Source organism: Cedecea sp. AS113 (assembly GCF_037152415.1).
Classification (GTDB): Bacteria; Pseudomonadota; Gammaproteobacteria; order Enterobacterales; family Enterobacteriaceae; genus Cedecea.
In genome coordinates, this window is record NZ_JBBCMI010000009.1 from 1 (window position 1) to 19,503 (window position 19,503).

A 19,503-nucleotide genomic window follows, 5' to 3' on the forward strand; every position below is an offset into this window, starting at 1 on the left:
TCAGTAGTCACTCTTCAAGACTTGATATTTGTTTGCATCCGAAGATGCTGAGATATCAATCCTGCGAGTGCCCACACAGATTGTCTGATAAATTGTTAAAGAGCAGTGAGTTAGGCGCTTTCGCTTGCTAACTCGAGGTGGCGTATATTACGCTTTCCTCTTTCAGAGTCAACCCCGATTTTCAGGATTTTTTCTCTTTATCGAACCGGCTAATTTGTGAAGTGATTCACTGTGCCGTCTCGATGGAGGCGCATTATAGGGATCCCACTTTTTAGCACAAGTACTTTTTCGATCTTTTTTTCTGAATGTTTAGTTTTCACTCTTTTCGCTGAGATCCTGTTCGATCAGCCCTCTTTATCGCCCTTTACTCCCTTGCCATTGCTCAAGAAAGCGGCCACAGTCTATTTCTGTAATGAATTTCCCTGAGGTGTTTATGTCTGCGGTACTGCGCGCTTTTCAAAAAACTTTCCCTCAACTCGATGAACGAGTCATGGTTGATCCCACCAGCGTGGTCATTGGTGACGTAAAACTGGCGGATGATGTCAGTATCTGGCCGTTAGTTGCTATTCGAGGGGACGTAAACACCGTGACAATTGGAGCACGCACCAACATCCAGGATGGCAGCGTGCTTCATGTTACCCATAAGTCCTCTTATAAACCTGAAGGGAACCCGCTGATCGTTGGTGAAGATGTGACGGTGGGCCATAAGGTAATGCTGCACGGCTGCACGATCGGCAATCGCGTCTTGGTTGGAATGGGGTCGATCCTATTGGATGGAGTAGTAGTAGAAGATGATGTGATGATTGGTGCCGGTAGCCTGGTCCCCCAGAACAAGCACCTGGAAAGCGGCTTTCTCTATTTAGGCAGTCCGGTGAAACAGATTCGCCGCCTGACTGAAGCGGAGCTGGCCGGATTAACCTACTCCGCTAACAATTATGTGCGCTGGAAAGATGAGTATCTGGCTCAGGATAGCCAGTACCACCCTTGATCGCCTTCCTGCTCACTTTCTATCAGGCCTTCGGCTTCTTCTTCAAGATCCCAACGATATTCCCGAAATAAAGAAAGCCACTCTTCGGCGCCATTGCCGCCGAAGCGGCTGGCAATGGCCAATGAGCTTATCGCGCACTCAACCTGGAACCCCTGCACCAGCGCAGGAAAACGGATAGCCTGCCGCTCTTCATCCCAGACTTCACGATCCGGGAACTGAATGGCCTGGTTCACGCCGCCATTTCTCTTTTCAACGCCTCAATAACTGGCGCGACATCTGGCATGACGCCGTGCCAAAGCATAAAAGCGTGTGCAGCCTGCCCCACCAGCATGCCAAGACCATCCGCGTAAGACACTACACCGTGACTCGTGGCCCAGTTCAAGAATGGCGTCAGCCCTTTCTGGTAAAACATGTCGTAGCAACTTACACGGTGGGAAAGGAGAGAAACCGGCAGCGCAGGGATCTCACCGCCAATCCCGCTGGACGTGGCGTTGATCAGTAAATCGAATTCATGCCCCTCGAGCTGATCCATTGCCACGGCGTTAACACTTCCCGTATGGCTGAATAAATCAGCTAGTTCTGCCGCTTTGGCAAACGTACGGTTGGTTATCGTGACCGCACAATCTAATGATAACAAGGGCAACAGTACACCACGCGCTGCGCCGCCGGCCCCCACCAGCAGAATACGATCGCCGGGTTTGATCAGTTTCAAACGTTCAAGATCGCTCAACAAGCCAATACCATCCGTATTGTCTCCAAGCAAACGTCCATCTTCCTGGCGCTTGAGCGTATTGACCGCACCTGCCAGCGCCGCCCGCTCTGTTAGCTCGTCTGCACGAGTAAAAGCTTGTTCTTTAAAAGGTACGGTGACGTTGGCTCCCCTTCCTCCTTTATTGAAGAAGGCTTCAAGTGTTTCAGCAAAAGTGTCTAACGGAGCAAGCACGCGTCCATAAGGATGTTCAATTCCCAATTGTTCTGCGAAAAGGCGATGAATAAGAGGAGATTTGCTGTGCTGAATAGGGTTACCAAAGACGGCGAAAGTTTCCATAATTACCCCTGACGGAAGAGTTCGCCGGTTAAGGCATCGCGTATTTCTGAAGGATTAAGCCGCCCACCGGTATCCCCCATAAGTACAGGGAAACTTTGGCCAAACTGCTGCTGAACTTCTTCCGAACTGCGACACGGAGGCAAGCCCGTAAGGTTCGCACTGGTAGACACCAGAGGCTTACCGTAGGCAAGACATAGCTCTTTCACAAGCGGATGATTGGTCACACGCACCGCCAAAGAATCAAAACGCCCGGTCAGCCACTTTGGGGTGGAAGGCAAAGCCGGGAAAACAAACGTCACCGGGCCAGGCCAGTTTGCAAACACCACCGAAAGCTGTGCTTCATTAAGCGCAGCGGCATCAATATAAGGTTTCAGCTGCTCAAAATTGGCGGCGATAAGGATAAGTCCCTTCTCTACCGGACGCTGTTTCAGCTCAAGCAGGCGAGTAACTGCGAGTTCACTATCGGGATCGCAACCAACGCCAAAGACGGCTTCGGTTGGGTAGGCGATGACTTGTTCTTCTTTCAGGGCCGCTACGATCTGCGCGAGCTGGCCTTCAGGCAGGTTATTATTCACTGGCTTGTTCCGTCGTTACCGGCTTTCCACATTGTTTATTGGCGCAGAAACGTTTCACGCCCTGAGCCGTTTTCTTTTCAATAAGCAGCGGATACTGACATTCAGAACAGATACCCGCTACCGGTTTAACATTAATGACAAACTGACAGTCCGGGTAGCTGTTACAGGACCAGAACGTTTTCCCGTAGCGAGAACGACGCTGAACCAGTTGCCCTTTTTGGCATTGGGGGCACGCTATTGCCGTCTCATCGGGTTTATCAATGATTTCCGTGTGTTCGCATTCAGGGTAATTGCTGCAGCCGATAAACATGCCAAACCGCCCCTGACGTAGCACGAGCGTCGACTGACATACCGGGCATTGCTGGCCATCAAGTACTTTAACAATATGCCCATCCGTCTGGCTCTTTAACGGGCGAACATAATCGCATTCCGGGTAATGGGAACAGCCCAAAAATGGGCCGTGTTTACCGGAACGTATTGCTAACTCTGCCCCGCATTGGGGGCAGGGTTCATTTTTTGGCACCGAGAACAGTGCTGACTTGGCCATAACATCTCATGCTGCAACTTAATTTAGTGCAGCATACCTTCATTTGCCTCGAAGAGTAATTCTTCCATTTGCTGGTAGGCGTTTTCACACCCCGGAATGTTGAACAGCACCATCAGTACAACCCACTTCAGATCTTCCAGTTCGAATTCTGCTGTGTCCAGCGCCAGCACGCGCTCAATCACCATTTCGCGGGTTTCGAGATTTAACACCTGAATCTGTTCAAGGAACAGTAAAAAGCCCCGACAGTCTGCATCAAGCCGCTGGCTCTCTTCTGCGGTAAAAATACGCATAGAGAGAGGATCGGCAGCAAGCTGCATCGGTTCGGTCAAGCCATCCTGATAGTCGGCCAGCTTTTCAAGCCACACTAATGCGTTAAAAATGTCCTCACGATCAAAACCAGCGTCGGTGAGATCGCTCGTCAGCTTATCCTGATCAACGCGCATTTCTGCTTCGCTGTGGATGTAGGTTTCAAATAAGTACATTAGTACGTCGAACATGGCATGCCCTCCTCAATCGGACATAGCCGCCGGGTACAGCTGCGATCCATCCTGCTAACTCCAGTTCGAGTAACTGAGCTACCGTCTCTGGCACAGGTTGGCCGGCACGTTCAGCGACGACGTCAACAGGTGTAACCTCATCTCCTACGTTAGCCAACAGATGGGGAAATGGCAATGCGCCGTCCTGTTGATTTGGCGAATATATTGACACATTGTGCGAAGCGGGAAGCCAATGGAGTTCAGAGGCGAGATAATCGAGGATATCCTGCGGACTTCGTACTAGATTAGCCCCTTGCTGAATAAGCCAGTGTGGGCCATCGCTCCCAGGACTTCCTACCGTACCGGGCAGAGCAAATACCTCTCTTCCCTGTTCAACGGCATAGCGGGCAGTCACCAGGGATCCACTTCGTTCACCGGCTTCTACGACAAAAACGGCTCTACTCAGCCCACTGATGACACGATTACGCCACGGAAAGTTCGAGGGCTAGGGCGTACAGGAAAGGGGAAACTCGGATAGCACTGCCCCTTCTTGCTCGAGAATTTTCCGGGCTAACATCGCATGACGTTTAGGATGAACGCTGCCTAATCCATTCCCCAACACAGCAATGGTTTTACCCTTGACTCTCAGTGCCGCACGGTGCGCCACCCCATCAATGCCCAATGCCAACCCGCTGGTTATCACCAGTCCAGACTGTGCAAGCGCTTCACTGAACTGCCGGCAAAAGCGCTCGCCGTAATCTGACAGGTTACGACTACCAACAACGGCAAGCTGGTTCTGGCTGAGTAGTGAAGGTTCACCGGCAACAAACAGAGCGGCAGGATAATCATTTATGGCTCTGAGCTGCTCAGGATAAAGGGCGTCTTCCGCCGTCAGCAGATGGTGATTTGGCTTATCGAGCCAAAGAAGGCTAGCTTCAAGCTGGCGCTCATCGAATGCAGTAAATAATGCACATTCTCGGGCATTTAATCCCGCCGCGAGCAGACTCTCCCTTTCTACCCTTGGGCATCGTTCCAGGAAGTGGGCTATTTTTAGGAACTTATCCCCACTCAGCCCCTTAACAGCCATAAGACGTAGCCAAATCTCCATTATCTGCACTCAATCCCCCTGCCACAGGCCATCAAAGCAATCCTTGCGATTGGTCACTGATGCTGTCAATCAGCCGGGGAAATGTCTAGAATAGAGGGAATAATCCTTTCTACTACTGAACACAGCTCTGGAAATTTATGGCAGTTTTGCAAGTATTACATATTCCCGACGAGCGCCTTCGCAAAGTCGCTAAACCGGTTGAAGAAGTGAATGCGGACATTCAGCGTATCGTTGATGATATGTTCGATACTATGTACGCCGAAGAAGGCATTGGCCTGGCGGCTACGCAGGTAGATATTCACCAACGCATCATCGTGATTGATGTATCCGAGAACCGTGACGAACAGCTGGTACTGATTAACCCGGAACTGCTGGAAAAAAGCGGTGAGACCGGTATTGAAGAAGGTTGTCTTTCCATCCCTGAACAGCGTGCGCTGGTACCTCGTGCGGAAAAAGTAAAAATTCGCGCGCTCGATCGTGACGGTAAAGCCTTTGAACTGGAAGCAGATGGCCTGCTGGCGATTTGTATCCAGCACGAAATGGATCACCTGGTCGGTAAACTGTTTATCGATTATCTGTCGCCGCTGAAACAGCAACGTATTCGCCAGAAAGTTGAAAAACTCGACCGTTTGAAAGCGAAAGCTTAAGGACAACAAACAACGTGTCAGATTCTCTGCGTATTATTTTTGCCGGAACCCCAGACTTCGCAGCGCGTCACCTTGACGCGCTGTTGTCTTCTCAGCACCAGGTCGTTGGTGTATTTACCCAACCAGATCGTCCGGCAGGCCGCGGTAAAAAACTCATGCCAGGCCCGGTAAAAGCGCTGGCAGAAGAGAAAGGCATTCCTGTCTTTCAGCCGGCTACGCTGCGTAAAGCGGAAAATCAGCAGTTGATTGCCGACCTCAACGCCGATGTTATGGTGGTGGTTGCATATGGCCTGATTTTGCCTCAGCCGGTACTCGATATGCCTCGCCTGGGCTGCGTAAATGTTCATGGTTCACTGCTGCCGCGCTGGCGTGGTGCGGCACCGATCCAACGTTCTTTGTGGGCCGGGGATGCTGAAACTGGCGTCACCATTATGCAAATGGATATCGGTCTCGATACCGGCGACATGCTGTATAAACTCTCTTGTCCGATTGAGGCAGAAGACACCAGCGGAACCCTCTACGATAAGCTAGCAGGGCTGGGTCCTAAAGGCCTTCTGGACACGCTGGAACAGCTAACCAACGGTACCGCTACGCCGGAGGTTCAAGACGAAGCGCTGGTGACCTATGCTGAGAAACTCAGCAAAGAAGAAGCCCGCATCAACTGGAACCTTTCTGCCGTTCAACTGGAACGCTGTATCCGTGCTTTTAACCCATGGCCAATGAGCTGGCTGGAAATCGACGGGCAGCCGCTAAAAGTCTGGCGCGCGTCGGCGATCAGCACCCAGACAAATTCAGCACCGGGCACCATTCTGGCCACCAGTAAACAAGGTATCCAGGTTGCGACCGCCGAGGGCATTCTGAATCTTGAAGAACTGCAGCCTGCAGGTAAAAAAGCCATGAAAGCGCAGGACCTACTGAACTCACGCCGTGAATGGTTTGAACCTGGTACAGTCCTCTCCTGATAAAGCCGCATTTATACGCCCAGGGTAACCTGGGCATTTTTGTTTATAGCGCTGGAAAAACCAGAGCACGATAATGAAAAAAACACTGAATCTTCGCAGCCTGGCTGCCCAAACAATTGAACAAGTTGTCGAGCAAGGACAATCATTAAGTAATGTACTGCCTGGGGCACAGCAGAAAGTGTCTGATAAAGACAGAGCCCTGCTGCAGGAGCTGTGCTTCGGCGTGCTGCGTACCCTTCCGCAGCTGGACTGGTTGGTTGGCAAACTCATGTCACGCCCGATGACTGGAAAGCAGCGCACAATCCATTACTTAATTATGGTCGGCATCTATCAGCTTCTGTATACCCGTATTCCTGCGCATGCTGCGCTGGCTGAAACCGTTGAAGGTGCCATCGCGATTAAGCGCCAGGCTTTTAAGGGCTTAATCAATGGCGTACTACGTCAGTTCCAGCGCCAGCAAGAAAACCTGATGGCAGAAGCTGCTAAGCATGAAAGCCGTTTTCTGCACCCGGCCTGGCTGCTGCAGCGTTTGAAAAAAGCTTACCCGGACTGCTGGGAATCCATTGTCGATGCTAATAACCAGCGCCCTCCAATGTGGCTGCGCGTAAATCGCCAGCACCATACGCGTGAAGCATGGATGGCTTTGCTGGCTGAGGCTGGTCTGGAAGGCCATATACATCCCAAATACCAGGATGCTGTTCGCCTTGATTCACCCGCCCCCGTTCAGGCATTACCTGGTTTTGAGCAAGGCTGGGTGACCGTGCAGGATGCTTCAGCTCAGGGCAGCGTCGATCTTTTAGATCCGCAAAACGGTGAAACTATTCTGGATCTTTGTGCCGCACCGGGCGGTAAGACAACGCATATTCTGGAAGCGGCCCCGAATGCAAAAGTGATGGCCGTCGACGTTGACACCCAGCGCCTGAAACGCGTGCATGAAAATCTTGAACGCCTTGGCATGAAAGCAGAAGTAAAACAGGGAGACGGCCGTTTCCCTGCTCAGTGGTGTGGCGAAACTAAGTTTGACCGTATTTTGCTTGATGCGCCATGCTCAGCAACCGGCGTTATTCGTCGCCATCCAGACATCAAATGGCTGCGTCGCGACAGGGATACCGCAGAACTCGTTGCTTTGCAGAAAGAGATTCTGGATGCTATCTGGCCTCACCTTAAAACCGGCGGGACGCTTGTCTATGCCACTTGTTCTATTCTCCCCGACGAGAATAAGGATCAGGTGAGCGCGTTTCTGGCACGTCATGCCGATGCCAAACTGGTAGAAACCGGTGACAATAAGGCTCCGGGCATTCAAAATCTGCCTGCAGCAGACGACGGTGACGGCTTCTATTACGCTAAGCTAATTAAGAGCTGACTCCCTGCAGGGTGAGTCATAAGTTTCATCACTCGTGAAGCGATAAACGATGAAAATAATCATTCTGGGTGCGGGCCAGGTCGGCGGCACTCTGGCAGAAAATCTGGTCGGTGAAAACAACGATATTACCGTCGTCGATACTAACCAGGCCCGCCTGCGCAGCCTGCAGGACAAGTTTGACCTCCGCGTAGTCCAGGGCCACGGCTCTCATCCCCGCGTACTTCGTGAAGCAGGGGCCGATGACGCAGACATGCTGGTCGCAGTCACCAGCTCTGACGAAACGAACATGATCGCATGTCAGGTCGCTTATTCGCTGTTTAATACACCGAACAGAATTGCCCGCATTCGAGCCCCCGATTATGTTCGCGATGCAGAAAAACTGTTCAATGCAGAAGCCGTTCCCATTGATCACCTGATTGCTCCTGAGCAGTTGGTTATCGACAATATTTACCGCCTGATTGAGTACCCGGGGGCACTTCAGGTCGTGAATTTTGCCGAAGGGAAAGTTAGCCTGGCAGTAGTAAAAGCCTACTATGGTGGTCCGCTGGTGGGTAATGCACTTTCCACCATGCGCGAACATATGCCGCACATCGATACTCGTGTCGCAGCCATTTTCCGTCACGACCGCCCTATTCGCCCGCAGGGTTCAACCATTGTTGAAGCCGGTGATGAAGTCTTCTTTATTGCCGCGTCACAAAATATCCGTGCGGTAATGAGCGAGCTTCAGCGCCTCGAAAAACCTTACAAGCGCATCATGCTGGTGGGCGGCGGTAATATCGGCGCAGGTTTAGCGCATCGTCTCGAGAAAGATTACAGCGTAAAACTGATCGAGCGCGATCAGCAGCGAGCTTCTGAACTTGCAGAAATGCTGCAAAATACCATCGTATTTTATGGTGACGCCTCAGATCAGGAACTGTTAGCAGAGGAACATATCGATCAGGTTGATCTCTTTATTGCGGTCACCAACGATGATGAAGCTAACATCATGTCGGCCATGCTGGCTAAGCGAATGGGCGCCAAAAAAGTCATGGTCCTCATACAGCGTAATGCCTATGTCGATTTAGTGCAGGGGAGCGTGATTGATATTGCGATTTCACCTCAGCAGGCAACCATTTCTGCTCTACTCGGGCACGTGCGTAAAGCCGATATTGTTGGCGTTTCATCTCTTCGCCGTGGCGTTGCAGAAGCCATTGAGGCCGTGGCTCATGGAGATGAAAGCACCTCTCGCGTTGTGGGTCGAGTCATCGATGAGATTAAACTGCCGCCTGGCACGATCATTGGTGCGGTTGTACGTGGCAATGATGTGATGATTGCCAACGACAACCTTCGTATAGAACAGGGCGATCACGTCATTATGTTCTTAACGGATAAGAAATTTGTCAGCGATGTCGAACGCCTGTTCCAGCCAAGCCCATTCTTCCTCTAAACTCATCAGAGCAGAAATATTTTCTGCTCTGTTTCTTCATATAAAAACCATTTTAAAATTATGGAATTAACAAAAAATTCTTATTTCTTGTAGCAATGGAAATTAAGATAACCTTTGTTAGAATTATTACTGTCAGCCGGCACAAGGAGAGATTAATGAGTATTTTAAAAGAGTTTCGCGAATTCGCGATGCGCGGGAACGTTGTTGATTTGGCAGTAGGTGTGATTATTGGCGCAGCATTCGGGAAGATTGTTTCCTCCCTGGTAGCGGATATTATTATGCCACCACTGGGTTTGCTGATTGGTGGCGTTGATTTTAAACAGTTTGCTTTAACATTGCGTGATGCCCAGGGTGATGTTCCTGCGGTAGTTATGCACTACGGCGTATTTATTCAGAATATTTTTGACTTCGTGATTGTCGCGTTTGCCATCTTCATGGCCATCAAAGTGATCAATAAACTGAATCGTAAAAAAGCGGAAGAGCCTGCCGCACCTCCGGCACCGTCTAAAGAGGAAGTTCTGCTGAGCGAGATTCGTGACCTGCTGAAAGAGCAGAACCAACGGAATTAATACTGGTTATTAAAAGCAGAAAGCCAGTGGTAAAAAAGCGAATTGCTTGTTTGCCACTGGCCTCCCAGTTACCTCTCTTACCGTGTTTCTCATTTCTCTGATAACTGCCTTTCCCTTTCTTATTCTTCTCAACTCTTTGCCTGAACAGTGGGTCATGTAATAGCGCTTCAATGGCGTTATCTTTAATTTGCCCTTTATGATGGCGATACTTGGTGCTCATAGTTACTCCAGATGGGTTAAACGATCGCCGCGAGTCTATGCCTGAGGCTGTAAAAGATCAAGCGGCTATTTTTTGTTGCTTGCTCCCTGTTCCAGCGCTTCAAGGATAGAACAATAAACGCTACTGTGTGCACTGCCACAACAAGCATCATTCAGACGCTGCAGCGAGCGCCGCATATTCTGCAATTCTTTGATTTTAGACTCAACCTCACTCAGCCGGCTCTGCACAATCCCTTTCGATTCCTGGCAAGTATGATGCTCAGGATCGATACGGATCGATAAAAGCTCCCGGATGGCCTCAAGCGTGAAACCAAGTTGCTTAGCGTAACGAATGAATTTAAGACGCTGAAGATCGCTGTCGCTATACAGGCGAAAACCACCTTCAGTTCGCACTTCGTGATCCATCATGTTTTGTTTTTCGTAGTAACGAATAGTATCCGGCGTCACATCCGCCAGTTTTGCCAGTTCACCTATACGAAACATCACCTTTCCTCATCGATATGCTGCATCAATTTTACGGCATACTCACCACGTAAGAAGTCGGTGCTTATACCCGCCTGTCGGAGCTTAAGCTCAAGCAGTGCGAGCTTTTTACCGATCGCCTGATATTCCTCGCTCTGAATATGCACCGTTTTTAGCAGATCAACCAGCTCAATGGCATCCTTCCGCTGCTGCATCTCTGCCGGCAAGCAACCTGCATTTTTTAGCAGACGGTATCCGGCACGGAGCTCGGGAGGAACATGACTGTCATCGTCGAGCAATATAGGCTCACCGCTACCGACTAGCCCCTCGAACTCTCCGTTTCGCTGCGCATCAAGAATATGCCGTTCTGCCCATTGATCAAGCAACCACATAGCGACCTCAAAATTATCGGGAGTAATACAAGAATACGGGGAAAAGAGAGAAGGGGATATTCTGGATATAAAAAAACCGGGCAAGCCCGGTTTTTCTACGTTACTACAGATTACTCTGCAGCAGCTTCTGTTTGAGACTCGGCGCGATCAACCAGCTCGATGTAAGCCATCGGAGCATTGTCACCAGCACGGAAGCCACACTTCAGAATACGAGTGTAACCACCTGCACGGCTCGCGAAACGCGGACCCAGTTCATTAAACAGTTTTGCCACGATCTCGTTATCACGAGTGCGGGCGAATGCCAGACGACGATTAGCAACGCTGTCAGTCTTGGCAAGAGTAATCAGCGGCTCAACTACGCGACGCAGCTCTTTCGCTTTAGGCAGGGTCGTCTTGATGATCTCATGACGAACCAGTGAACCTGCCATGTTGCGGAACATAGCCTGGCGATGGCTGCTGTTGCGGTTCAGTTGACGACCACTCTTACGATGGCGCATGACCTTATCCTTCTCAGTAAAACCTTAACCTGTGATCCGGTTACTCGTCAGCAATGCTTGCTGGTGGCCAGTTTTCCAGGCGCATGCCCAGAGACAAACCACGAGAAGCCAGCACGTCTTTAATCTCAGTAAGAGATTTTTTACCCAGGTTAGGCGTTTTGAGCAGCTCAACCTCGGTACGCTGTACCAGATCACCGATATAGTGGATAGCTTCTGCCTTAAGGCAGTTAGCAGAGCGGACAGTCAATTCCAGATCGTCAACAGGGCGCAGCAAGATCGGATCGAATTCTGGTTTCTCTTCTTTAACTTCCGGCTGACGTACATCACGTAGGTCAACGAAAGCTTCAAGTTGTTCTGCCAGAATGGTCGCCGCACGACGAATCGCCTCTTCAGGATCGATTGTGCCGTTGGTTTCCATTTCGATGACCAGCTTGTCCAGGTCGGTACGCTGTTCTACACGCGCGGCTTCAACATTGTAGGCAATACGCTCTACAGGGCTGTAGCAGGCGTCGACCAGCAGACGGCCGATTGGGCGCTCATCTTCTTCCGAATGAATTCGGGTAGAAGCCGGCACATAACCGCGACCGCGCTGAACTTTGATACGCATGCTAATAGCGGCGTTCTCATCGGTCAGGTGGCAGATCACATGCTGCGGCTTGACGATTTCGACATCACCATCATGCGTGATATCGGCTGCGGTCACAGGGCCAATGCCAGATTTATTCAGGGTAAGGATAACTTCATCTTTACCTTGAACTCTTACCGCCAGCCCTTTCAGGTTGAGCAGGATTTCCAGGATATCTTCCTGAACGCCTTCTTTGGTGCTGTACTCGTGCAGTACACCATCAATCTCAACCTCAGTCACCGCGCAACCCGGCATCGACGAAAGCAGAATACGGCGCAGTGCGTTACCAAGAGTATGGCCAAAGCCACGCTCTAACGGCTCAAGGGTCACCTTGGCGTGCGTCGAACTCACTTGCTCGATATCTACCAGGCGTGGTTTTAGAAACTCTGTCACAGAACCCTGCATTGTGTCCTCTCTTTGGTACTAAGCTTTACTTGGAGTAAAGCTCGACGATCAGGTGTTCGTTAATGTCCGCAGACAGATCGGTACGCTCAGGCTTACGCTTGAACACACCTTCCATCTTGGCAGCATCAACTTCCAGCCAGGTTGGCTTTTCACGCTGCTCAGCCAGCTCCAGAGCGGCCTTAACGCGAGATTGCTTTTTGGCTTTCTCACGGATGCTGACTACGTCATTCGGAGTTACCTGATAAGAAGCGATGTTAACAACGCGACCATTTACCATGATAGCTTTATGGCTAACCAGCTGACGTGCTTCCGCACGAGTAGCGCCGAAGCCCATACGGTAAACAACGTTGTCCAGACGGCCTTCCAGCAGAGCCAACAGGTTTTCACCGGTGTTGCCTTTCAGACGAGCTGCTTCTTTATAATAGTTACGGAACTGACGCTCCAGCACACCGTAGATACGGCGAACTTTCTGCTTTTCACGCAACTGCACACCATAGTCAGACAGACGCGGTTTACGCGCACCGTGCTGGCCAGGAGCTTGTTCAATTTTACACTTGGTATCGATCGCGCGAACGCCAGACTTAAGGAATAAGTCGGTGCCCTCACGACGGCTCAGCTTGAGCTTAGGACCCAAATATCTTGCCATTTTCTTTCTCCAACAATCCTAGAAAACGGACGCGTTATACGCGACGTTTTTTCGGCGGACGACAACCGTTATGAGGGATTGGAGTCACATCAGTAATATTAGTGATGCGGAAACCAGCGGCGTTCAGAGCACGAATAGTTGATTCGCGGCCTGGGCCAGGACCCTTAACCATAACTTCCAGGTTCTTGATACCGTATTCTTTCACGGCTTCTGCGCAACGCTCTGCTGCAACCTGAGCTGCAAACGGAGTGGATTTGCGAGAACCACGGAAACCGGAACCACCGGCAGTTGCCCAACCCAACGCATTACCCTGACGATCGGTAATAGTAACGATGGTGTTGTTGAAAGAAGCATGGACATGAGCCACGCCGTCAGAGACTGTTTTTCTTACACGTTTACGTGCACGAATTGGTGCCTTTGCCATTATTCAATCACCCCGATTATTTCTTGATCGGTTTGCGCGGACCCTTACGGGTACGTGCGTTGGTCTTAGTACGCTGACCGCGCACTGGCAGACCACGACGATGACGCAAACCGCGATAGCAACCAAGGTCCATCAGACGCTTGATGCTCATGCTCACTTCACGGCGCAGATCACCTTCAACGACAAATTTGGCAACTTCGTCACGCAGCGTGTCGATTTGTTCTTCAGACAGCTCACTGATCTTAACATCTTCAGCGATACCCGCCGCAGCGCAAATGGCCTTGGAGCGAGTCTTGCCGACACCGTAGATCGAGGTTAACGCGATCACGGCGTGTTTTTGATCAGGAATGTTAATGCCTGCTATACGGGCCACTATGCACTCCTACTATTTAGATTATGCGTCCCATGCCGAAAAGCCCGTTTTCAGGATACTCAAATGGAAACGCATAGACATACAAAAGATTGGCTGGCTAATCTAGCCAGCTCAACCCAACTTTGCAAGAAAAATATGCGAGATAATCAGCCTTGACGCTGTTTATGCTTCGGCTCTACGCTGCAAATCACGCGAATAACACCGTCACGCTTAACGATTTTGCAGTTACGACATAATTTCTTGACGGAAGCACGAACTTTCATTTTTACTCTCCGTAACTTCTCAAGCGACGATTAACGGCCGTAGCCTTTCAGGTTCGCTTTCTTCAATGCAGACTCGTACTGACTTGACATCATCAGAGTTTGCACTTGAGCCATAAAGTCCATGATAACGACAACAACGATCAGCAGTGAGGTCCCACCGAAGTAGAACGGCACTTTCATTGCATCGCGCATGAACTCCGGGATTAGGCAGATAAAGGTAATGTACAACGCACCAACCAGAGTCAGGCGGGTCATTACTTTATCGATGTACTTCGCCGTTTGTTCTCCCGGACGAATTCCTGGTACAAATGCACCGGACTTCTTCAGGTTATCTGCTGTTTCACGCGGGTTGAAGACCAACGCCGTGTAGAAGAAACAGAAGAAGATGATTGCAGACGCATAGAGTAACACATAAAGCGGTTGCCCAGGCTGCAAATACAGCGAAATTGTTGTCAGCCAGTTCCAACCGGTACCGCCCCCGAACCATGACGCGATGGTCGCCGGGAACAGAATAATACTGGAGGCGAAGATCGCAGGGATAACCCCGGCCATGTTCACTTTCAGCGGTAAATGTGTGCTCTGCGCAGCATAGACACGACGACCCTGTTGACGTTTAGCGTAGTTGACCACAATGCGGCGCTGGCCACGCTCAACAAAAACAACGAAGAAGGTCACTGCAAATACTAATACTGCAACCAACAGCAACAGGAGGAAGTGCAGGTCGCCTTGCCTTGCTTGCTCGATGGTATGGCCAATGGCCGGCGGAAGTCCCGCAACGATACCCGCGAAGATTATGATTGAGATACCGTTACCGATACCACGTTCAGTAATCTGTTCACCCAGCCACATCAGGAACATTGTCCCGGTGACAAGACTTACAACAGCGGTGAAATAGAATGCAAAGCCTGGGTTTAACACCAGGCCCTGCATACCAGGCATATTCGGTAAACCGGTAGCAATACCGATTGACTGGAATATTGCCAGCACCAGAGTGCCGTAACGGGTGTACTGGCTAATCTTACGACGACCAGATTCCCCTTCTTTCTTCAGCTCTGCCAACGCGGGATGAACCACGGTAAGCAGTTGAATGATGATCGATGCCGAAATGTACGGCATGATACCCAGCGCGAAGATAGAAGCACGGCTGAGAGCACCACCAGAGAACATGTTAAACATCTCAATGATGGTGCCTCGCTGTTGCTCAAGCAGTTTGGCAAGTACAGCGGCATCAATACCAGGGATCGGAATAAAAGAGCCAATACGAAACACAATCAGCGCACCGATAACAAACATCAGTCTGCGTTTCAGCTCGCCGAGGCCGCCTTTAGCACTTTGAAAATCTAATCCCGGTTGTTTTGCCATCTGCTACTTATTCCTCGATTTTACCGCCAGCAGCTTCGATAGCAGCACGAGCGCCTTTGGTCACACGCAGGCCGCTAACAGTTACCGGACGAGTTACCTCACCAGACAGGATCACTTTCGCGAACTCGATCTGAATACCGATAATGTTTGCTGCTTTCAGCGTGTTCAGGTCAACTACGTCGCCTTCAACTTTCGCCAGATCGGACAGACGAACTTCTGCCGTGATCATTGCTTTGCGAGAGGTGAAACCGAATTTCGGCAGACGACGGTACAACGGCATCTGACCGCCTTCGAAACCACGACGTACGCCACCACCAGAACGAGAGTTCTGACCTTTGTGACCACGACCGCCGGTTTTACCGAGGCCAGAACCGATACCACGACCCAGACGCTTGGAAGCGTGCTTAGACCCTTCGGCCGGAGACAGAGTATTTAAACGCATCTCTTACTCCTCAACTTTAACCATGTAGGAAACCGCGTTGACCATACCGCGTACAGCAGGAGTATCCTCGCGCTCTACGGTGTGGCCAATACGACGCAGACCCAGGCCAAGCAGCGTTGCCTTGTGTTTCGGCAGACGACCGATTGCACTGCGGGTTTGAGTGATTTTAATAGTCTTTGCCATGGTCAATTACCCCAGAATTTCTTCAACGGATTTACCACGCTTGGCAGCGACCATTTCTGGAGATTTCATATTCGCCAGGCCATCGATAGTTGCACGAACCACGTTAATCGGGTTAGTGGAACCATACGCTTTAGCCAGGACGTTATGAACACCAGCGACTTCCAGGACGGCGCGCATTGCACCACCGGCGATGATACCGGTACCTTCGGAAGCCGGCTGCATGAACACGCGGGAACCTGTGTGCACGCCTTTAACAGGGTGCTGCAGGGTGCCGCTGTTCAGCGCGACGTTAATCATGTTGCGACGGGCTTTTTCCATCGCTTTCTGGATCGCTGCTGGAACTTCACGCGCTTTACCGTAACCAAAACCAATACGACCGTTACCGTCGCCTACCACTGTCAGAGCAGTGAAGGAGAAAATACGACCGCCTTTAACGGTTTTAGATACGCGATTTACCGCGATCAGCTTTTCCTGCAGTTCGCCAGCTTGTTTTTCGATGTGAGACATCTTACACCTCTACCTTAGAACTGAAGGCCAGCTTCACGGGCAGCATCTGCCAGTGCCTGGACACGACCATGATATTGGAAACCAGCACGGTCAAAAGCAACAACGGTGATGCCTTTTTCCAGAGCGCGCTCAGCAACAGCTTTACCTACAGCTGCAGCGGCGTCTTTGTTTCCAGTGTACTTCAGTTGCTCAGTGATAGCTTTTTCTACAGTAGATGCAGCTACCAGAACTTCAGAACCATTTGGAGCAATTACCTGTGCGTAAATATGACGCGGGGTACGATGTACCACCAGGCGAGTTGCACCCAGCTCTTTGAGCTTGTGACGTGCGCGGGTCGCACGACGGATACGAGCAGATTTCTTATCCATAGTGTTACCTTACTTCTTCTTAGCCTCTTTGGTACGCACGACTTCGTCGGCGTAACGGACACCCTTGCCTTTGTAAGGCTCAGGACGACGGTAGGCGCGCAGATCAGCTGCAACCTGACCGATCATCTGCTTATCAGCGCCTTTCAGCACGATTTCAGTTTGAGTCGGACATTCAGCAGTGATACCCGCAGGCAGCTTATGCTCAACAGGGTGAGAGAAGCCCAGGGCTAAATTCACCACGTCGCCTTTAACGGCTGCACGATAACCTACACCAACCAGCTGCAGCTTCTTAGTGAAGCCTTCGGTAACACCGACAACCATTGCGTTCAACAGCGCACGAGTGGTACCCGCTTGGGCCCACGCGTTTGCAAAGCCTTCGCGCGGAGCGAAAGTCAGAGCATTTTCAGCGTGTTTAACTTCAACAGCATCGTTGATAGTACGAGTCAGCTCGCCGTTTTTACCTTTGATCGAAATAACCTGACCGTTGAGTTTTACCTCTACGCCTGCAGGAACAACGACCGGTGCTTTAGCAACACGAGACATTTTATTCCTCCAATTACGCTACGTAGCAGATAATTTCGCCACCAAGACCAGCCTGGCGCGCTGCACGATCAGTCATAACACCTTTAGAGGTAGAAACGACAGCAATACCCATGCCGGCCATAACTTTAGGCAGCTCATCTTTTTTCTTATAGATGCGCAGGCCTGGGCGGCTGACTCGCTGAATGCTCTCTACCACAGCCTTGCCCTGGAAATACTTAAGAGTCAGTTCCAGTTCAGGCTTGATGTCGCCTTCAATTTTAAATTCTTCAATATAACCTTCTTCCTTCAGCACGTTGGCGATTGCCACTTTCAGCTTGGAGGAAGGCATGGTGACCGCAACTTTGTTCGCGGCCTGACCGTTACGGATACGGGTCAGCATATCCGCGATCGGATCTTGCATGCTCATCTGTCTCTACTCCCGTGATTCAATTGGTGACAATTACCAGCTAGCCTTTTTCAAGCCAGGTACTTCACCGCGCATGGCGGCTTCACGTAACTTGATACGGCTCAACCCGAACTTGCCCACATAACCATGTGGACGACCAGTCTGGCGGCAGCGTTTACGCTGACGGGACGGGCTGGAATCACGCGGCAGAGTTTGCAGCTTGAGAACAGCGTTCCAACGGTCTTCGTCGGTCGCGTTCACATCAGAAATGATAGCTTTCAGTTCTGCGCGTTTAGCGAAGAATTTTTCAGCCAAAGCAACGCGCTTTACTTCGCGTGCTTTCATTGATTGCTTAGCCATGAAGTAACCCTACCTTACTTGCGGAACGGGAAGTCAAAGGCAGCCAGCAGAGCACGGCCTTCATCATCAGATTTCGCAGTAGTGGTAATGGTAATATCCAAACCACGGACGCGATCGACTTTGTCGTAATCGATTTCTGGGAAGATGATCTGCTCACGGACACCCATGCTGTAGTTACCACGACCGTCGAAAGACTTAGCGGACAGGCCACGGAAGTCACGGATACGAGGTACAGCAATAGTGATCAGACGCTCAAGGAACTCCCACATGCGTTCGCCACGCAGAGTTACTTTACAGCCGATCGGATAGCCCTGACGGATTTTGAAGCCTGCAACAGATTTGCGTGCTTTGGTGATCAACGGTTTTTGACCGGAGATTGCTGTCAGATCAGCTGCTGCGTTATCCAGCAGTTTCTTGTCAGCGATCGCTTCACCAACACCCATGTTCAGGGTGATCTTCTCGACCCGAGGGACTTGCATGACAGAATTGTAGTTAAACTCAGTCATGAGTTTCTTAACTACTTCGTCTTTGTAGTAATCATGCAGTTTCGCCATCGTACTACTCCAAATTACTTGATAGTTTCGCTGTTAGACTTGAAGAAACGGACTTTTTTGCCGTCTTCGAATCTAAAGCCTACACGGTCAGCCTTGCCGGTTGCCGCGTTGAAGAGAGCAACGTTAGAAACCTGAATTGCAGCTTCTTTTTCAACGATGCCGCCTGGTTGGTTCAGGGCCGGAACCGGCTTCTGATGTTTCTTAACCAGGTTGATACCTTCAACAATGACCTTGCCGGAAGACAGGACATTTTTTACTTTACCGCGCTTACCTTTATCTTTACCGGTTAACACGATAACTTCGTCATCACGACGGATTTTCGCTGCCATGATTCGCTCCTTAGAGTACTTCTGGTGCCAGAGAGATAATTTTCATGAACTTCTCATTACGCAGTTCACGAGTTACCGGCCCAAAAATACGCGTGCCGATTGGCTGCTCACTGTTATTATTTAAAATAACGCATGCATTGCCATCGAAGCGAATGACAGAACCGTCCGGGCGACGAACACCCTTCTTGGTGCGCACCACTACCGCTTTCAGCACATCGCCTTTCTTCACCTTACCGCGAGGAATTGCTTCCTTGATGGTAATTTTGATGATGTCGCCGACGCCTGCGTAGCGACGGTGCGAGCCACCCAGAACCTTGATACACATTACGCGACGTGCGCCGGAGTTGTCGGCCACGGTCAGCATAGTCTGTTCTTGGATCATTTCAGTGCTCCGCTAATGTCAACTACTACTTCGGGACCTGGAAATCAGGTCGTTAAAAAGCCCCATAAACGAG

The 19,503-nt window shown here is 50.6% G+C and carries 31 protein-coding genes and 1 pseudogene; 6 read left to right on the top strand and 26 right to left on the bottom strand.

Annotation, left to right across the window (positions count from 1 at the left end):
- Window positions 1–433: 433 nt before the first annotated feature.
- Window positions 434–988, top strand: coding sequence for a gamma carbonic anhydrase family protein (locus WFN87_RS12375; protein WP_008457228.1), 555 nt, complete (start codon window positions 434–436; stop codon window positions 986–988).
- Here WFN87_RS12375 and WFN87_RS12380 read toward each other — a convergent pair.
- From WFN87_RS12380 to dprA, 6 genes and pseudogenes are all read right to left on the bottom strand, one after another.
- Entirely contained in the window at window positions 964–1,221 is a 258-nt protein-coding gene (locus tag WFN87_RS12380) for a DUF1488 family protein (RefSeq protein WP_166995988.1), read from the bottom strand. The genes WFN87_RS12375 and WFN87_RS12380 overlap by 25 nt on opposite strands.
- Window positions 1,218–2,036, bottom strand: coding sequence for a shikimate dehydrogenase (gene aroE / locus WFN87_RS12385; RefSeq protein WP_166995990.1), 819 nt, complete (start codon window positions 2,034–2,036; stop codon window positions 1,218–1,220). The genes WFN87_RS12380 and aroE overlap by 4 nt, the downstream gene beginning before the upstream one ends.
- A gap of 2 nt (window positions 2,037–2,038) precedes the next feature.
- Entirely contained in the window at window positions 2,039–2,611 is a 573-nt protein-coding gene (gene tsaC, locus WFN87_RS12390; RefSeq protein ID WP_166879808.1) for an L-threonylcarbamoyladenylate synthase type 1 TsaC, read from the bottom strand.
- Window positions 2,604–3,158, bottom strand: coding sequence for a DNA topoisomerase family protein (locus tag WFN87_RS12395; RefSeq protein ID WP_336983148.1), 555 nt, complete (start codon window positions 3,156–3,158; stop codon window positions 2,604–2,606). Before WFN87_RS12395 ends, tsaC begins: the two co-directional genes overlap by 8 nt.
- A gap of 23 nt (window positions 3,159–3,181) precedes the next feature.
- Window positions 3,182–3,655, bottom strand: coding sequence for a DUF494 family protein Smg (gene smg, locus WFN87_RS12400; RefSeq protein WP_008457217.1), 474 nt, complete (start codon window positions 3,653–3,655; stop codon window positions 3,182–3,184).
- Window positions 3,627–4,742: pseudogene (gene dprA, locus WFN87_RS12405) on the bottom strand (DNA-protecting protein DprA). The gene smg and the pseudogene dprA overlap by 29 nt, the downstream one beginning before the upstream one ends.
- A 137-nt stretch (window positions 4,743–4,879) precedes the next feature.
- Here dprA and def point away from each other — a divergent pair.
- The 5 genes from def (at window position 4,880) to mscL (ending at window position 9,709) form a co-directional block, all read left to right on the top strand.
- Entirely contained in the window at window positions 4,880–5,389 is a 510-nt protein-coding gene (gene def, locus WFN87_RS12410; RefSeq protein WP_039288271.1) for a peptide deformylase, read from the top strand.
- Between the two features lie 14 nt (window positions 5,390–5,403).
- Window positions 5,404–6,351, top strand: coding sequence for a methionyl-tRNA formyltransferase (fmt, locus tag WFN87_RS12415; RefSeq protein ID WP_166995992.1), 948 nt, complete (start codon window positions 5,404–5,406; stop codon window positions 6,349–6,351).
- 73 nt (window positions 6,352–6,424) lie between these two features.
- Window positions 6,425–7,714: a 16S rRNA (cytosine(967)-C(5))-methyltransferase RsmB gene (gene rsmB / locus WFN87_RS12420; RefSeq protein WP_336983146.1), complete on the top strand. Its 1,290-nt coding sequence runs from the start codon at window positions 6,425–6,427 to the stop codon at window positions 7,712–7,714.
- Between the two features lie 49 nt (window positions 7,715–7,763).
- On the top strand, window positions 7,764–9,140 hold the full coding sequence (trkA, locus tag WFN87_RS12425; protein WP_008457209.1) for a Trk system potassium transporter TrkA: 1,377 nt from the start codon (window positions 7,764–7,766) through the stop codon (window positions 9,138–9,140).
- A 155-nt stretch (window positions 9,141–9,295) separates the two neighbouring features.
- Entirely contained in the window at window positions 9,296–9,709 is a 414-nt protein-coding gene (gene mscL, locus WFN87_RS12430; RefSeq protein WP_008457207.1) for a large-conductance mechanosensitive channel protein MscL, read from the top strand.
- Here the strand turns inward: mscL and WFN87_RS12435 are convergent.
- The 20 genes from WFN87_RS12435 to rplN form a co-directional block, all read right to left on the bottom strand.
- Window positions 9,645–9,929, bottom strand: coding sequence for an alternative ribosome-rescue factor A (locus tag WFN87_RS12435; RefSeq protein ID WP_336983145.1), 285 nt, complete (start codon window positions 9,927–9,929; stop codon window positions 9,645–9,647). The genes mscL and WFN87_RS12435 overlap by 65 nt on opposite strands.
- Before the next feature lie 65 nt (window positions 9,930–9,994).
- Window positions 9,995–10,411: a Zn(2+)-responsive transcriptional regulator gene (gene zntR, locus WFN87_RS12440; RefSeq protein ID WP_166995996.1), complete on the bottom strand. Its 417-nt coding sequence runs from the start codon at window positions 10,409–10,411 to the stop codon at window positions 9,995–9,997.
- Window positions 10,411–10,782 (bottom strand): DUF1992 domain-containing protein, encoded by a 372-nt coding sequence (locus tag WFN87_RS12445; protein ID WP_336709775.1) that lies wholly within the window; start codon window positions 10,780–10,782, stop codon window positions 10,411–10,413. Before WFN87_RS12445 ends, zntR begins: the two co-directional genes overlap by 1 nt.
- Before the next feature lie 110 nt (window positions 10,783–10,892).
- On the bottom strand, window positions 10,893–11,279 hold the full coding sequence (gene rplQ / locus WFN87_RS12450; protein ID WP_008457198.1) for a 50S ribosomal protein L17: 387 nt from the start codon (window positions 11,277–11,279) through the stop codon (window positions 10,893–10,895).
- A gap of 40 nt (window positions 11,280–11,319) precedes the next feature.
- Window positions 11,320–12,309 carry a DNA-directed RNA polymerase subunit alpha gene (locus WFN87_RS12455; RefSeq protein WP_008457196.1) on the bottom strand — a complete coding sequence of 330 codons (990 nt, stop codon included), beginning with the start codon at window positions 12,307–12,309 and terminating at the stop codon, window positions 11,320–11,322.
- Window positions 12,310–12,334: 25 nt separating this feature from the next.
- Window positions 12,335–12,955: a 30S ribosomal protein S4 gene (gene rpsD / locus WFN87_RS12460; RefSeq protein ID WP_008457194.1), complete on the bottom strand. Its 621-nt coding sequence runs from the start codon at window positions 12,953–12,955 to the stop codon at window positions 12,335–12,337.
- A 34-nt stretch (window positions 12,956–12,989) separates the two neighbouring features.
- Window positions 12,990–13,379, bottom strand: a complete 390-nt coding sequence (gene rpsK / locus WFN87_RS12465) for a 30S ribosomal protein S11 (RefSeq protein WP_008457192.1) — start codon at window positions 13,377–13,379, stop codon at window positions 12,990–12,992.
- A 16-nt stretch (window positions 13,380–13,395) separates the two neighbouring features.
- On the bottom strand, window positions 13,396–13,752 hold the full coding sequence (gene rpsM, locus WFN87_RS12470; protein ID WP_008457189.1) for a 30S ribosomal protein S13: 357 nt from the start codon (window positions 13,750–13,752) through the stop codon (window positions 13,396–13,398).
- 146 nt (window positions 13,753–13,898) lie between these two features.
- Window positions 13,899–14,015 (bottom strand): 50S ribosomal protein L36, encoded by a 117-nt coding sequence (gene rpmJ, locus WFN87_RS12475; RefSeq protein WP_008457187.1) that lies wholly within the window; start codon window positions 14,013–14,015, stop codon window positions 13,899–13,901.
- A 30-nt stretch (window positions 14,016–14,045) separates the two neighbouring features.
- Window positions 14,046–15,377, bottom strand: a complete 1,332-nt coding sequence (secY, locus tag WFN87_RS12480; RefSeq protein WP_008457186.1) for a preprotein translocase subunit SecY — start codon at window positions 15,375–15,377, stop codon at window positions 14,046–14,048.
- A gap of 7 nt (window positions 15,378–15,384) precedes the next feature.
- A complete protein-coding gene (gene rplO / locus WFN87_RS12485) occupies window positions 15,385–15,819 on the bottom strand; it encodes a 50S ribosomal protein L15 (RefSeq protein ID WP_008457184.1) in 435 nt (144 codons plus the stop codon).
- A gap of 3 nt (window positions 15,820–15,822) precedes the next feature.
- A complete protein-coding gene (rpmD, locus tag WFN87_RS12490) occupies window positions 15,823–16,002 on the bottom strand; it encodes a 50S ribosomal protein L30 (protein WP_004846568.1) in 180 nt (59 codons plus the stop codon).
- Window positions 16,003–16,008: 6 nt separating this feature from the next.
- Window positions 16,009–16,509, bottom strand: coding sequence for a 30S ribosomal protein S5 (gene rpsE / locus WFN87_RS12495; RefSeq protein WP_008457179.1), 501 nt, complete (start codon window positions 16,507–16,509; stop codon window positions 16,009–16,011).
- Window positions 16,510–16,523: 14 nt separating this feature from the next.
- Window positions 16,524–16,877 carry a 50S ribosomal protein L18 gene (gene rplR, locus WFN87_RS12500; RefSeq protein WP_008457177.1) on the bottom strand — a complete coding sequence of 118 codons (354 nt, stop codon included), beginning with the start codon at window positions 16,875–16,877 and terminating at the stop codon, window positions 16,524–16,526.
- Window positions 16,878–16,886: 9 nt separating this feature from the next.
- Window positions 16,887–17,420, bottom strand: coding sequence for a 50S ribosomal protein L6 (gene rplF, locus WFN87_RS12505; protein WP_008457175.1), 534 nt, complete (start codon window positions 17,418–17,420; stop codon window positions 16,887–16,889).
- 13 nt (window positions 17,421–17,433) lie between these two features.
- Window positions 17,434–17,826, bottom strand: coding sequence for a 30S ribosomal protein S8 (gene rpsH, locus WFN87_RS12510; protein WP_008457173.1), 393 nt, complete (start codon window positions 17,824–17,826; stop codon window positions 17,434–17,436).
- Between the two features lie 33 nt (window positions 17,827–17,859).
- Window positions 17,860–18,165 (bottom strand): 30S ribosomal protein S14, encoded by a 306-nt coding sequence (gene rpsN, locus WFN87_RS12515; protein ID WP_008457171.1) that lies wholly within the window; start codon window positions 18,163–18,165, stop codon window positions 17,860–17,862.
- Window positions 18,166–18,179: 14 nt separating this feature from the next.
- Window positions 18,180–18,719: a 50S ribosomal protein L5 gene (rplE, locus tag WFN87_RS12520; protein ID WP_008457169.1), complete on the bottom strand. Its 540-nt coding sequence runs from the start codon at window positions 18,717–18,719 to the stop codon at window positions 18,180–18,182.
- Window positions 18,720–18,733: 14 nt separating this feature from the next.
- Window positions 18,734–19,048, bottom strand: coding sequence for a 50S ribosomal protein L24 (gene rplX / locus WFN87_RS12525; RefSeq protein ID WP_007724317.1), 315 nt, complete (start codon window positions 19,046–19,048; stop codon window positions 18,734–18,736).
- Window positions 19,049–19,058: 10 nt separating this feature from the next.
- Complete coding sequence (gene rplN, locus WFN87_RS12530; RefSeq protein ID WP_008457164.1) at window positions 19,059–19,430, bottom strand: 50S ribosomal protein L14; 372 nt, start codon at window positions 19,428–19,430, stop codon at window positions 19,059–19,061.
- Window positions 19,431–19,503: the final 73 nt, after the last annotated feature.